This is a genomic window from Nonomuraea montanisoli (genome assembly GCF_013363975.1).
Taxonomy (GTDB): Bacteria; Actinomycetota; Actinomycetes; order Streptosporangiales; family Streptosporangiaceae; genus Nonomuraea; species Nonomuraea montanisoli.
In genome coordinates this window covers 243,935-257,101 of sequence record NZ_JABWGN010000002.1, presented here as the reverse complement: position 1 = coordinate 257,101, position 13,167 = coordinate 243,935, and the positions used below count along the sequence as shown (strand labels likewise).

8 protein-coding genes and 1 pseudogene are annotated in these 13,167 nt (G+C 75.8%); 4 read left to right on the top strand and 5 right to left on the bottom strand.

Annotation, left to right across the window (positions count from 1 at the left end; all coding sequences use genetic code 11):
• Positions 1–2,484: pseudogene (locus HTZ77_RS48015) on the top strand (CHAT domain-containing protein); the annotation flags it as partial.
• 113 nt (positions 2,485–2,597) lie between these two features.
• Here HTZ77_RS48015 and HTZ77_RS04635 read toward each other — a convergent pair.
• Both HTZ77_RS04635 and HTZ77_RS04630 read right to left on the bottom strand, forming a co-directional pair.
• Positions 2,598–3,410 carry a sulfurtransferase gene (locus HTZ77_RS04635; protein ID WP_175588170.1) on the bottom strand — a complete coding sequence of 271 codons (813 nt, stop codon included), beginning with the start codon at positions 3,408–3,410 and terminating at the stop codon, positions 2,598–2,600.
• Positions 3,411–3,450: 40 nt separating this feature from the next.
• Positions 3,451–4,632: an alkaline phosphatase family protein gene (locus tag HTZ77_RS04630; RefSeq protein ID WP_175588169.1), complete on the bottom strand. Its 1,182-nt coding sequence runs from the start codon at positions 4,630–4,632 to the stop codon at positions 3,451–3,453.
• Positions 4,633–4,808: 176 nt separating this feature from the next.
• On the opposite strand from HTZ77_RS04630, the gene HTZ77_RS04625 reads away from it, so the two are divergent.
• Positions 4,809–5,414 (top strand): RNA-guided endonuclease TnpB family protein, encoded by a 606-nt coding sequence (locus HTZ77_RS04625; protein ID WP_175588168.1) that lies wholly within the window; start codon positions 4,809–4,811, stop codon positions 5,412–5,414.
• Between the two features lie 248 nt (positions 5,415–5,662).
• Here HTZ77_RS04625 and HTZ77_RS04620 read toward each other — a convergent pair whose 3' ends face one another.
• Together HTZ77_RS04620 and HTZ77_RS04615 are read right to left on the bottom strand one after the other, a co-directional pair.
• On the bottom strand, positions 5,663–6,253 hold the full coding sequence (locus HTZ77_RS04620) for a DUF5998 family protein (RefSeq protein WP_175588167.1): 591 nt from the start codon (positions 6,251–6,253) through the stop codon (positions 5,663–5,665).
• 112 nt (positions 6,254–6,365) lie between these two features.
• Positions 6,366–9,116 (bottom strand): bifunctional acetate--CoA ligase family protein/GNAT family N-acetyltransferase, encoded by a 2,751-nt coding sequence (locus tag HTZ77_RS04615; protein ID WP_328808412.1) that lies wholly within the window; start codon positions 9,114–9,116, stop codon positions 6,366–6,368.
• A gap of 202 nt (positions 9,117–9,318) precedes the next feature.
• Between HTZ77_RS04615 and HTZ77_RS04610 the strand changes: the two genes are divergently transcribed.
• Positions 9,319–10,212, top strand: coding sequence for a carbohydrate kinase family protein (locus HTZ77_RS04610; protein WP_175588166.1), 894 nt, complete (start codon positions 9,319–9,321; stop codon positions 10,210–10,212).
• 62 nt (positions 10,213–10,274) lie between these two features.
• Positions 10,275–10,940 (top strand): ABC transporter substrate-binding protein, encoded by a 666-nt coding sequence (locus HTZ77_RS04605; protein ID WP_175588165.1) that lies wholly within the window; start codon positions 10,275–10,277, stop codon positions 10,938–10,940.
• 24 nt (positions 10,941–10,964) lie between these two features.
• Here HTZ77_RS04605 and HTZ77_RS04600 read toward each other — a convergent pair whose 3' ends face one another.
• Positions 10,965–13,052: a RecQ family ATP-dependent DNA helicase gene (locus HTZ77_RS04600; protein ID WP_235994318.1), complete on the bottom strand. Its 2,088-nt coding sequence runs from the start codon at positions 13,050–13,052 to the stop codon at positions 10,965–10,967.
• Positions 13,053–13,167 lie beyond the last annotated feature (115 nt).

Sequence of the window (13,167 nt, the reverse complement as noted above, 5' to 3'; positions counted from 1 at the left end):
ATGCGCACGGCTCAGTCCGTCCTGTCGGCCGCCGAAGCCCGGGGTGCGGCGGAGGCGGCCGTCGTGGCGCTCAGGGCGATGGGGCTGGCCGCGCGCGAGCTCGGCGACCTCCAGGCCGCCGAGCGCCACCTGCGGCGCGCCGTCGCCACGTCCGGCGCCCCACCCGAGCGGCTGGCTCAGGCGCGGCTGTCCCTGGTCACCGTACGCACCGAGCGCGGGCACCCCTTGCAGGCGCTGCGCATCGCGGCCCTGGCCTGGCCCGCGCTGTCGTCGCTCGACCGGGCCAAGCTCGACACCCAGCGCGCCGTGGCCCTGGCCCACCTCGGCCGGTATCGGGAGGCCGTGGCCGCCTGCGACCGCGCCGTCGAGATCCTGGCCGCGGCGCCGGGCGGCGTCGACGACCACAGGTTCCTGGCGGGCGGGCTGCTCAACCGGGGGCTGGTGCGCGCCTTCCTCGGCGAGTGGGACGCCGCCATGGGCGACGTCACGGCCTGCCTGGAGCTGGCCCGGCACGCCGGGCTCGACCATCTGGCCCGCCTGGCCGCCGCCAACCTGCCTTTTCTGGCCGTACGGCGGGGCGACGTCGCGGGCGCGTTCGGGCACTACCGGAAGGCCGAGGAGGCGCTGTTCGGCTTCGCCGAGCGGCTGGCGACGATGCGGGCGGACTTCGCGGGCGCCCTGCTGGCGGCCCAGCAGCCCGGCGAGGCACGCGAGCTGCTCAGCCGGGCCGTACCCGATCTGGAGGCGTCCGGGGCGCACGTGGCGCTGGCCGACGCGCGGCTGAAGCTGGCGCGGGCGGAGCTGCTGACGAGCGACCCGCGGCGGGCGCTGGCGCTCGCCGCCCGGGCGGGGCGGGAGCTGGAGGCACAGGGACGCGCCTCCTGGCTGCCGCTCGCCCGGGAGGTCGAGCTGCGCGCCCGGCTGGCCCTGGACGGGCCCGCGCCCGGGCTGCTGGCGGAGCTGGTGGCGTGCGCCGGGGACCTGGAACGCGACCCCGCGCACCAGGCGGGCGGCGCGGCCCTGCGGCTGGAGGCGGCCGAGGCCGCCCTCGCCCTGGGCGACCGGGCCGCTGCCCTGAGCCAGCTCGCCGAGCTGACGAACGCGCCTCCGGACGTTCCCGCCCCGATCTCCGCCGGCTCCGTGGTGGTGGCCGAAGGGGGCGGGACGGCCCGTAAGGCGGCTCTGCCTCCGGCGCTGCAGGAGCTCATCGGCGGCCGGCCCGGTCCTCCCCCGCGGCGGCGGGTGCCGGGGCTGGTGCGGCAGCACGCCCGGGCGCTGGAGGCGGAGCTGCGGGGTGACACGGACGCCGCGCTGCGCGCCGCCCATGAGGGGCTGGCCGAGGCGCGCAGCCAGGCCGGCGCGTTCGAGGACCCGGGGCTGCGGGCGCACATGGCGCGGGCGGGCGAGCGGCTCGCCGGGCTCGGGCTGCGGCTGGCGGCGCGGGACCGGGACGCGGCCGAAGTCTTCGCCTGGGCCGAGCGCTGGCGGGCGGTGGCCGCGCCGGAGGCGTGCGTACCGGACCTGCGCGAGGTACGGGCGGCCCTCGCGGAGGCCGCGCCCGGTGGCGTGGGTGCGGAGGGCGGTGGCGGGGCCGTGCTGCTGGAGTTCGTGGTGGAGGGGGCGTCGCTGCTCGTCGTGGTGGTGTCGGAGGGGCGCGCGCTGGTGCGGCGGCTGGGGCGGCTGGAGGAGGTCGCCGAGGCGGTCGTCCGGCTGCGCTACGCCCTGCGCCGTCACAGCCTGGGCGACGGCCCGCCGGTGGACGACAGCTCGCCGGTGGACGAGCGGACCGCCCTCGCCCCGGGCGGCCCGGTGCGGGAGGCGGCGGGCGAGGTCGAACGGCTGCTGCTGCGGCCGGTCCGGCACGAGATCGCCGACCGGCCGCTGGTGGTGGTGCCCGCCGGGGCGCTGCACACCATGCCGTGGGCCGCGCTGCCGTGCCTGCGCGGGCGTCCCGTGAGCGTGGCAGCGAGCGCGGCGGCCTGGCTGGCGGCCGGACGGCGCGCGCCAGCCCCGGACGACGCGCCCGTGGTGGCCGCCGCCGCGGGGCCCGGGCTGGCGCACGCCCGTACCGAGGTGGACCGCGTGCTGGCCGGCCATCCGCGCGGGCGCGAGGCGCCCGCGCGGACCGGGCCGGTGATGGAGGCGCTGGCCGCCGCGGACGTGTTGCACCTGGCGGCGCACGGGGTGTTCCACGCGCGCAGCCCGCTGCTGTCGTCCATCACGCTGGACGACGGGCCGCTCATGGCGTACGACCTGCTGCGGCTGCCCCGCTCGCCGGTGCTCGTGGTGCTGTCGGCGTGCGACTCCGGGATGGCGCGCGTCCCCGCCGAGGGCGCGCCGCTGGGGCTGGCCGGGGCGTTCCTGGCCAGGGGTACGGCCTGCGTCGTCGCCGGGATGGTGCCGGTGCGCGACGACGACGCCCGGGCCGTGATGACGCTCTTCCACGAGCTGCTGGCCCACGGCGAGCCGCCCGCATCCGCCCTGGCCGTGGCCTCGGCCAGGACGGAGGTGCCAGGCTTCGTCTGCTTCGGCGCGGGCCACCGCCCGGTCGCACCTCCGCCTCGTGCCGCGCACCAGCCCCGGGAACGGGGCCCGGGTCAGCCGGTGGCGACCGGACGGGCCGGGTCGGCCACCCAGTTCGACCACGAACCGACGTACAGGGCGGCCGGAAGCCCCGCCAGCTCCATGGCCAGCACCTGGTGCGCGGCCGTCACCCCCGACCCGCAGTAGGCCCCGGCCCGCACCCCCTCACGCACCCCGAGGCCGGCGAAGCGCTCCCGCAGCTCCTCCGGAGGCAGGAAGCGGCCGTCCGGGCCGACGTTCGCGACCGTCGGAGCCGACACCGCGCCCGGGACGTGCCCCGCCACGGGGTCGATCGGCTCGGTCTCGCCGCGGTAGCGCTCGGCGGACCTCGCGTCGAGCAGCACCCCGTCACCGGCGAGCGCCGCGGCCTCGTCGGCCGTGAGCATGGGCATGCCGCCGGGCTTGGCGGTGAAGTCGCCCGGCTCGATCTCGGGGAACTCGGTCACCGTCGGCAGCCCCGCCGCCACCCACGCGGGCAGGCCGCCGTCGAGCACCCGGACTTCCTGATGGCCGAAGTAGCGCAGCGTCCACCAGGCGCGCGCCGCGATCGTCGAACCGGCGTCGTCGTACACGACCACCGGCCGGGCGTTGCTCACGCCGAGCCGCCGCATCGCGGCCTCGAAGAGGGCCGTGTCGGGCAGCGGGTGCCGGCCGTCGGGGCCGGGCGGGGCGGCGAGGTCGGCGTCCACGTCGCAGTAGACGGCGCCCGGCAGGTGCCCCTCCCGGTACAGCCCGATCGCGGGCGGGCCGCCGAGCCGCGAGCGGGCGTCGAGCACGGTCACGCCGTCGAGCGCGGCGAGTTCGGCAGGGGTGATCAGCGGGCTCATCTCGGCTCCTCCTGGTCGGGCGTCCCGCTCGCGGGACCGGTCAACGGGTGCTCGCCTCCAGCAGCGGCACGTACTGTTCGGCGGCCGTCATCGAGCCGTGGTAGCCGACGAAGGCCGCCTCGCGCGCGTGGGCGCGGGGCGCGACGAGGGCCAGGCCGGTGTACGGCACGGCCAGCACGTCACCGAGGCGCCTCAGCCACTCGGCCCGTACGGCGGGCCCGAACCACCCGGCCTCGACCGCCTCCTCGCGCGGCACCACCCACGCCTGGCCGGCCAGCCGCTCACGCCAGGCGGCCAGCACGTCGGCGGCGGCCCCCTCCTCGGCGTACACGTGGCGGGCCCGCGCCTCGCCGCCCAGCAGGGCCACCCCGCGCCGAAGCTCCGGATCGCCCTCCACGTCGAGCTTGCCGGTGGCGTTGACCATGCCGTGGTCGGCGGTGACGTACAGGGCGCAGCCGTCCGGCAGCGCGCCGGCCAGCCGCTCGGCGAGCCGGTCGGCGGTCGCGAGCCGCTCCAGCCACTCCTCGCTCCCCCAGCCCGTGTCGTGGCCGGCGGCGTCGAGGTCGCCGTAGTAGACGGTCACGTACGCGGGCGGCTCGCGCAGGGCCTCGCGGGCCCGTTCGACGCGCTCGTCCACGGTGCCGGCGGCGAGGTGGCGCGCACCCCGGTGGACGGCCTGGGTCAGGCCGGTGCCCTCGAACTCGCCCGGCGCCACGTACGCGGCCATGACGCCCGCGTCCCGGGCCCGCTCGAACACGGTGGGAGCGGGCTGCCAGACGCGCGGGTCCATGACCAGCTCGTCGGGCCGGGACCAGCGCAGAGCGTTGAACAGCAGGCCGGTGTCCGGCACGGCCAGGGTCACGCCCAGCATGCCGTGCTCGCCGGGGGTCAGGCCGGTGCCGAGTGAGCACAGGCTCGTGACGGTGGTGGCGGGGAACCCCGCGGTCAGCGGCGTCGCGCCGGTCACCGGTCGCATGCCCTGGGAGAGGAACGGCGCCGCGCCGGCGTGGGCGCGCAGCGCCTCATCCCCGAGGCCGTCGATCAGCAGGACGCAGACGGCGCGGGCGGGCTCGACGCGGATGGGGGCGGGCTCGGCTGGGATCGGGCCGGTGGCGGGTGTGGGGCCGAGGGCGGCGGGGTCGAGGGCGGCCAGCAGCGCTCGGGGCAGGTCCGCCAGCGACGACCCGCCGTACGCGGGGATCAGAGGGGCGGTGTCGGCCATCATGTGCTCCCGAGGGGACCGGCGGCTTCGGCCGTCGGAGGAATGGGGAGCGGGAGGGCCGCAACGACCCGAGCGTGCCTTGACCTGTCAGGTCTGCACATGACAGATGCTCTTCCGGGTTTGTCGGTGCCAGCCGATATCGTGGTCGTCTCGTTACCGAACGTGGGAGGTGGGGTGTGCGTAGGTCGTTCAAGTTCCTGCTGCGCCCCACGGTCGAGCAGGCCGCCGCGCTCACGCAGTGCCTGGAGGATCACCGTGAGCTGTACAACGCCGCGTTGGAGCACCGCCGCACCGCCTACCGCGAAGCAGGCGTCACGATCGGCTACGGCGAGCAGTCGGCGGAACTGAAGGAGATCCGCAAGGCCGATCCCGACGGTCCCAAGGCCGCGCTCGCCTTGGTCCGCGACTACGATCTCATCGTGCACGAGGACCTGCGGATCACCAACATGACCCGCTCGGTGTCCGGCACGGTCGAAGCCCCCGGCCGCAACGTCGCGCAGAAGTCCGGGCTCAACCGTTCGATTCTCGACGCGGGTTGGGGGGTGTTCCTGACGATCCTTGCGTACAAGGCTGAGAGCGCCGGTCGAGAGCTGATCGCAGTCGCGCCCCGCGACACCTCCCGCACCTGCTCGCGATGCGGGCACTGCGCGAAGGAGAACCGCCTCACCCAAGCCGCCTTCCGGTGTACGGCGTGCGGGCACGCCGCACACGCCGACGTGAACGCGGCGATCAACATCTTGAGGGCAGGGCTTGCCCTTCGTGAGGCTGCGCAAGCGGCTTAGCGAGAAGCCGCTCCCTTCAGGGAGCGGAGGAGTCACCCTCCGAGCTTAGCGGCGTGCGTACGTACGGGGGCCGTTGCGAGGCGCGACCGGCCGACCAGCGCGGCCGGGACGACCGGCCGTCGAGGCGTCATCCGCCGCCCTGCACGATCGGAGCGACCGGTCGAGGCACGACCGGTCGCCCTGCGCGACTGGAGCGACCGCCCCTGGAAGCACGGCCAGCCCTCGAAGGGCGGCCGGCCGGAGGGCGGTCAGGAGGCGGCGCGGGCCGTGGCCTCTGACAGGGCCTTGGCGAAGGCGAGCACGTGGGAGACGGCCTCGGGCCCGTCGGCGGCCTCGCTGACGCGCAGCGACAGGTCGTCGGCCGTGATGGCGCCGGTGTAGCCGTGGTCGGCCTCGCAGTTCTCGTCGCCGCAGGTGGCGGGCTCCAGGTCGACGTGGGCGATGGCGCCCCACCCGATCGTGAGCGTCGCCTCGGTGGGCGGCACCCCGGGCGCGTAGGAGGCGGGGTCGGGGACGACCCGGGTGACCGCGACGGACTGGATGCGGCTGAGCCGCACGGCCTCGGTCGTGGTGGAGGCGTGCGAGGCGGACACGCCCTCGACGGCCGGGTGCTCGTCGGTGTGGCACACCAGGAGCCGGGTGCCGGTCAGCACCAGGACGGTGACGTGCCTGCGCACCTCCATGGCCGGGTCGAACGTCGCCTCATGATGGACCACGAAGGCGGTCACGGCCTCCTTGCCCAGCGCGGATTCGACCGCATCGGTGACGAGGTCGGGATAGTAGCCGCTGCGCTCGATCGCTTCGCGCAGGCCCGCGGCTGAGACTCGGGTTTCCCTCATGGGTCCATCCTGCCAGGACGGCGCGCCGCCCTCACCTGCCGTACATAACGCTCTATAACGTCTCAAGCCGTACGGCCACGCCAGGACCCCCCGCGCGTTGCGGGGCGAGGCGTCAGGACAGGCGGCGCGGGCCTCCGTCGAGGCGCGGGCCCGGCGGCGTGCGGACCGTGGCGCGGGCGCCGAGCACGATGACGCCCGACTCCCCCACCAGCACCTGGTCGAGGTCCAGCCGGGCCACCTCCGGCAGGTCTCCGGCCAGCCGCCCGATCCGCACCAGGAGGTCCTCCAGGGCGTCGACCGCCACGGGCGGGTAGCCGTACTCGCCGAACAGCAGCGGCGCGGCCCGCACCGAGCGCACCAGCCCGGCGGCGTCCTCCCCGGTGAGCGGCGCGAGCCGGAACCCCTGGTCGAGCAGGAGCCGCGCCGTCACCTCGCCCAGCCCGAACGACACGATCGGCCCGAACGCCGGGTCCTCCACGACGCCCACCACCGTGGGCACCGCCGGCTGGGGCGCCATGCGCTGCACGGCCAGCGCCACGCCGTCGCCGAGCCGGCCCGCGAACTCGGTGTACGCGTGCCGGACGCTGTCGGGGCTCTCCAGGCCGAGCCGTACGGTGCCGGCCCGGCGGGAGGCGTCGGGGTCGGCGACCTTGAGCACCACGGGCCAGCCCAGCCGCCGGGCGGCCTCGACCGCCTCGTCCGGCGAGCCGACCACCTCGGCGGGCCACACGTCGAGGCCGTAGCAGGAGAGCAGCTCGGCGGCGTCCACCTCGGCCTCCCTCCCGGTGACGTCCACCTCGCCCTCTCCCCCGGCGGCGCCCGCCTCGCCGGCGTCGCCCCCCTCCCGGCCGGCGGCGAGGGCGCGGGTGACCAGGTCGCGGGCGCGGGCCGTGTCGACGTCCGCCAGCTCCGGCGGCGGCGCGACGGGCCGGGACCGCCAGGCGGCGTACCGCACGACGTGGGCCAGGGCCCGCACGGCCTCCTCCGGCGCCGCGTACGACGGGATGGAGCCGCGCGACGGCGTCGCCCGCCCCGCCCCGGACCCGTTCGACGGCGTGGCCCGCGCGGACCCGGACCCGCTCGACGGCGGGGCGCCCACCCGCAGCGCCGGGTGCATCCCGAGATGCCCCTCGAAGGTCGCCAGCACGGGTTTGCCGGACTCCTCCGCGACCCGCAGCAGCTCGGCCGCCACCTCCTCCCCGGCCCCGGGGATCGGCGGCGTGTAGATCACGATGGCCGCGTCCACCTCGTCCGAGGCGAGCTGCCCGGCCAGCGCCGCGCCGTACTCGGCGGCCCCGGCCGAGGCGCCCAGGTTCGCGGGCGGCCGCGGCGACAGGCCGGCGGCCACGCAGGAGTCGGCGGCCAGCAGCCCGAGCGCGTCGGAGTTGGTGACCAGGCCCACCCGCGGCCCGGCGGGCAGCGGCTGGTAGGCGAGGAGCTGGCCCACGTCGAAGAGCTGGATGAGGTCGTCCACGCGGATCAGGCCGGCCTGCTCGAACAGCGAGCTGATCGCCGAGTCGGGCAGCCGCAGCTCGCGCGCGGAGTGCCCGGCCGGGGTGCCGCCGCTCTTGACCACGACGACCGGCTTGCTCCGGGAGATGCGGCGGGCCAGCCGGGTGAACTTGCGCGGATTGCCCAGCGACTCCAGGTAGAGCAGGATCACCTCGGTGGCGGCGTCCTCCTCCCAGTACTGCAGCAGGTCGTTGCCCGACACGTCGGCCCGGTTGCCCGCCGACACGAACGACGAGATGCCCATGCCGCGCTGCGCCACCCGCTGCAGCAGCGCCGTGCCGAGCGCGCCCGACTGGCTGAAGAACCCCACCCGGCCCCGGCCGGGCACCGTCGCCGCGAGCGTGGCGTTGAGCCGCACGGCCGGGTCGGTGTTGGCGATGCCCAGGCAGTTCGGGCCGACCATGCGCAGGCCGTACGCGCGGGCGATGCGCGCCAGCTCGTCCTGGCGGGCCCGCCCCTCCTCGCCGGTCTCACCGAACCCGGACGACACCACGACGAGCCCGTGGACGCCCTTCTCCGCGCACTCCTTGACCACGTCGGCCACGCTCTCGGCGGGCACGGCGACCACGGCGAGGTCCACGGTGTCGTCGATGGCCGACACGCTCGGGTAGGCCCGCACGCCCGCCACGGCCCGCACCTCGCGGTGCACCGGGTAGACGGGGCCGGTGAAGTCGGCGGCCAGCAGGTTGCGCAGCACGGCCTGGCCGACGCCGCCCGCCTCGCGCGAGGCGCCGATCACCGCCACCGAGCCGGGCGTGAGCAGCCGGGCGATCGAGCGCGCCTCGGCGCGGTGCTCGCGCGAGGCCGTCACCTCGGCCGAGGTCTCGGTGGGGGTGAGGTCGAGGGTCATGCGGACCACGCCGTCGGCGAAGCTGCTCTCGGCGGTGTAGCCGGCCTGGCGCAGCACGCCCATCATCTTCATGTTCGCCGGCAGCACGTCGGCGACGAAGCGCTCGATGCCGCGCTCGCGCGCGGTGGCGGCCAGGTGCTCCAGCAGCACCGAGGCGACGCCGCGGCCCTGATGGGCGTCCTCGACCAGGAAGGCCACCTCGGCCTCGGTGGGACTCATCCGGTCGTAGCGGATGACGGCCACCATCTCGGTGCCGATGGTGGCGATCAGCGCGACCCGGTCCAGGTAGTCGACGGTCGTGAACCAGGCCACCTCCTTGTCCGACAGCCGCGGGCGCGGCCCGAAGAAGCGGAAGTAGATCGACTCGTCGGACAGGCGCGAGTAGAAGGCGCGCAGCCGGTCGGCGTCGGCGGGACGGATCGGGCGGACGTGGGCCGTGCCGCCGTCGGCGAGGACGACATCGGCCTCCCAGTGAGCGGGGTACTGAGCCTGAGCCTGCACAGTCCCGACACTAATCCCCGTCTCGCCCCGGGGCCGATCCCGCGTCCCACATCTCAAGACCTCAGGGCCTGTTGGCAACGCTTGTGCATCGACTGCGGACCGGTGTTCGAGGACCGCCCCACGGGCCGCCCGGAAGCTGTTAGTTTTGCGGTGGCGTTTTGCCGTGGCCGGCTCGTTCTGAAGGCAGCAAGGTGGTGACATCATGACGCGGGTCGTCGTGGTGGGCGATCTCATGACCGACGCGGTCGCGCGCGCCCGTTATGCGCTCGCCAGGGCGAGCGACACGCCGGCGATCGTGACCATGCACGGTGGCGGTTCCGGGGCCAACATCGCCTCCTGGCTCGCGGTCGAGAACGCGGACGTGGCGTTCATCGGCCGTCGCGGCGCCGACATCACCGGGCGCAACCGCGACATGGAGCTCATGGGCTACGGCGTCGACGCGCGGCTCGTCATGGACCCCGAGCGGCCGACCGGCACCTGCGTCGTGCTCGTCACGCACAAGGGCGAGCGCACGATGCTGTCCGACCCCGGCGCCAACGCCGCGCTCTCGCCCGAGGACCTTCCGCGCGACCTGTTCAACGGCGGCGGCCACCTCCACCTGTCCGGCTACACGCTGATCAACGAGGGCTCCCGCGACGCCGGCTTCGCGGCGCTCGACATGGCCCGCCGCTCGGGCATGTCGATCTCGGTCGACTGCGCCTCGTCCGCGCCGCTGGAGCGCACGGGCGCCGAGCCGTTCCTGGAGTGGACGAGCGGCGCCAAGCTGCTGTTCGCCAACATCGAGCAGGCCAAGGTGCTGACCGGCCGCGACGAGCCGGAGGCCGCGGCCAAGGTGCTGACGGCGTTCTTCCCGCAGGTCGTCATCAAGATGAACGCCGACGGGGCGCTGTGGTTCGGCAACGGCAGCGCCGACCCGGTGCACGCGCCGGCCGAGCCGGTCGACCGCATCATCGACGGCACGGGCGCCGGCGACGCGTTCTGCGCCGGGTTCCTGCCGTCGTGGCTGGACAACAAGCCGCCGGCCGAGGCGCTGGCCGCGGGCTGCCGCCTCGCCGCCAAGGCGATCATGCACCTGGGAGCCCGTCCCCGGCTCTAGCGCGGGCCGCTTCCGGCGCGGGCCGCCCGAGGCGGGCGGTCCTGGTGCGGAGAACGAGGCGCATGCTCGGTGTGCGGCCGTTACGGCCGGGCGCGGTGCCGGACGCTGTCGTGCCGCCGACGATCCCCGGGCGGCACACGCGCGTGCCCGGCCTGACCCCCGGTGGCGACCCCGCGGCCGCGCGGCGGTCGCTCGCCGCCTGCGGGAGGCCGGGCGGGTTCAGCACCGGGTACGCCTTCCGCGACCGGCCGGGCGAACGTGCCCTGGCCCAGGCCGTGCAGGCGGCCCTCGCCGAGGCCGGCGTCAAGCTCACGCTCACGGCGTATCCGGCGGCCGACTTCCACAAGTCGTACGGCGGCAATCCGGCGTACCTGAAGAAGGAGGGCATCGGCCTGGTGGCGCGGTCGTGGGCGGCCGACTGGCCGGACACGGAGGCGTTCCTGGCGGAGCTGGCCGACAGCCGGACGATCCGGCATAACGGGTACTCCGTCAACCTGGGCGTCGGCCGCCCGGCCGTCGACGCGCTGATCGACGCCGCCAGGAAGGAGACCGACCCCGCCAGGCGGCAGGGTCTCTGGGACGGCGTCGAGGCGGAGGTCGTCAAGGAGGACCAGCTCGTGCCGATCGCCTGGCAGCGCACGCTGCTGCTGCGCGGGACGCGGCTCGCGGGCGCGCACGTCAGCCCGGTCCACGGCGGCTACGACCTGGTCACCCTCGGCCTGGCCTGAGCCGCCCACCCCGGCCCCGCCCGGTCAGGAGGTGGTGGCCAGGGCGAGGGGCAGGACGGCCGGGGCGCCGGCGTGGCGGACGAGGGCCGTGGCGAGCGTCATCGTCCAGCCCGTGTCGACCTGGTCGTCCACCAGCAGCACCGGGCCGCCGCACTGGGCCACCGCCGTGCCGAGGTCGCGGGGCATGGCCAGCGTCGCCCGGACCGCGCGTACGCGCTGGGCGCTGTTGAACTGGCGGCCCGGCGGCCCCGAGCGGTAGCCCAGCTCGCCGAGGTAGGTCAGCCGCCCCACCTGGGCGAGCCGCTCGGCGAAGCCGCGCACGAGCTGCGGCCGGCTCGCGGAGGGCACGCTGACCACCGCGACCGGCCGCTCCCGCCAGTCCCACGCGGCCAGCACCTGGGTCACGGCCCGGAACATGTCGTCGGGCATCGGCCCGTCGGGGCCGGCCAGCAGCTCGCGCAGGCGGTTGCCCCAGCCGATGTCGGTGAGGCGGCCGAGCGCCCGGCCCGGCTCGGCGCCGAGCTCCGGCTTGATCCGGCCGGACAGGTCGTCGAGGCCGGTCGGCCACTGGCGGCGCGCCTCGACGGTGACGCCCGGCCTGGCCAGCCGGGCGCGGGCGCTCTCGACGGCGGGTGCGGCGATCTCGGGCGAGCGGTGGCGGCCCGTGCAGTTGTCGCACCGGCCGCACGGCTCGGCGGTGTCGTCGTCGAGCTGGTGGCGAAGGTACCGCTCGCGGCACTCGGTGGTGGTGAGGTAGCCGAGCATGGCCTCCTGCTCGGCGCGGCGCTCGGCGGCGATGCGGGAGTAGCGCTCGGTGTCGTACGCCCACGGCTCGCCGGTGGCCTGCCAGCCGCCCTTGACCCGGCGCACGGCGCCGTCGACGTCGAGGACCTTGAGCATCATCTCCAGGCGGCTGCGGCCGAGGTCGACGATGGTCTCCAGGGCGGGCGTGGACAGGGTGCCGCGCTCCTCCAGCGCCGCCAGCGTGGCCCGCACGACCGGCTCGGGTGGGAAGGCGAGCGAGGTGAAGTAGGACCAGATGTCGCGGTCCTCGGTGCCGGGCAGCAGGATCACCTCGGCCCGCTCGACGCCGCGGCCGGCCCGGCCGACCTGCTGGTAGTAGGCGACGGGCGACTGCGGGGCGCCGACGTGGACGACGAAGCCGAGGTCGGGCTTGTCGAAGCCCATGCCGAGGGCGCTGGTGGCGACCAGGGCCTTGATCTTGTTGCCGAGCAGGGCCTCCTCGGCCTCCAGCCGCTCGGCCGGGTCGGTCTGGCCGGAGTAGGCGGCCACCTCGTGGCCCTGCTCGCGCAGGTGGTCGGCGATCTCGTGGGCGGCGGCCACGGTGAGGGTGTAGACGATGCCGGAGCCGGGCAGCTCGTGCAGCGTCTGCGTCAGCCAGGCGAGGCGCTGCTCGGCCGTCGGCAGGCGCACGACGCCCAGGTGGAGGCTCTCGCGCTCCAGCGGCCCGCGCAGCACCAGGGTGTCGTGGCCGAGCTGGTCGGCGACGTCGCGGGTGACGCGGGCGTTGGCCGTGGCGGTGGTGGCGAGGACCGGGACGCCGGGCGGCAGCTCCTCGAACAGCGTGGCGAGGCGGCGGTAGTCGGGCCGGAAGTCGTGGCCCCAGTCGGAGATGCAGTGGGCCTCGTCGACCACGACGAGGCCGGCGCTCTCGGCCAGCTCGGGCAGCACGTTGTCGCGGAAGTCGGGGTTGTTGAGCCGCTCGGGGCTGACCAGCAGCACGTCGACCAGGCCGTCGGCGACCTGGCCGTAGATCTCCTCCCACGCCTCGGGGTTGGCGGAGTTGATGGTGGCGGCCCTGATGCCGGCCCGCTCGGCGGCGGCGATCTGGTTGCGCATGAGGGCGAGCAGGGGCGACACGATGACGGTCGGGCCCTCGCCGAGTTCGCGCAGCAGCGCGGTGGCGACGAAGTAGACGGCCGACTTGCCCCAGCCGGTGCGCTGGACCACGAGGACCCGCCGCCGGTCGAGGACGAGCGCCTCGATGGCGGCCCACTGGTCGTCGCGGAGCCTGGCGTGCTCGCCGGCCAGCGCGCGCAGCCGCTCCTCGGCCTCTTCGCGCAGCATCGCCGCGTCGGGGGCTTCAGTCATGTGCTCCTTGTTACCAGGTTTCCCCGACGTTTTCGCCCGCGCTCCCCCCGGTTCGCCGCGCCCCGTGGCGGCGCGCGGACCGTCGGGGCCGGGGACGCGCGGGCGTCACGGCGCC

Excerpts from the sequence above, each read along its gene's own strand:
- HTZ77_RS04635 (WP_175588170.1), bottom strand. The coding sequence starts at position 3,410 with ATGAGCCCGCTGATCACCCCTGCCGAACTCGCCGCGCTCGACGGCGTG.
- HTZ77_RS04600 (WP_235994318.1), bottom strand. The coding sequence starts at position 13,052 with ATGACTGAAGCCCCCGACGCGGCGATGCTGCGCGAAGAGGCCGAGGAG.
- HTZ77_RS04620 (WP_175588167.1), bottom strand. The coding sequence starts at position 6,253 with ATGAGGGAAACCCGAGTCTCAGCCGCGGGCCTGCGCGAAGCGATCGAG.
- HTZ77_RS04610 (WP_175588166.1), top strand. The coding sequence starts at position 9,319 with ATGACGCGGGTCGTCGTGGTGGGCGATCTCATGACCGACGCGGTCGCG.
- HTZ77_RS04630 (WP_175588169.1), bottom strand. The coding sequence starts at position 4,632 with ATGGCCGACACCGCCCCTCTGATCCCCGCGTACGGCGGGTCGTCGCTG.
- HTZ77_RS04605 (WP_175588165.1), top strand. The coding sequence starts at position 10,275 with ATGCTCGGTGTGCGGCCGTTACGGCCGGGCGCGGTGCCGGACGCTGTC.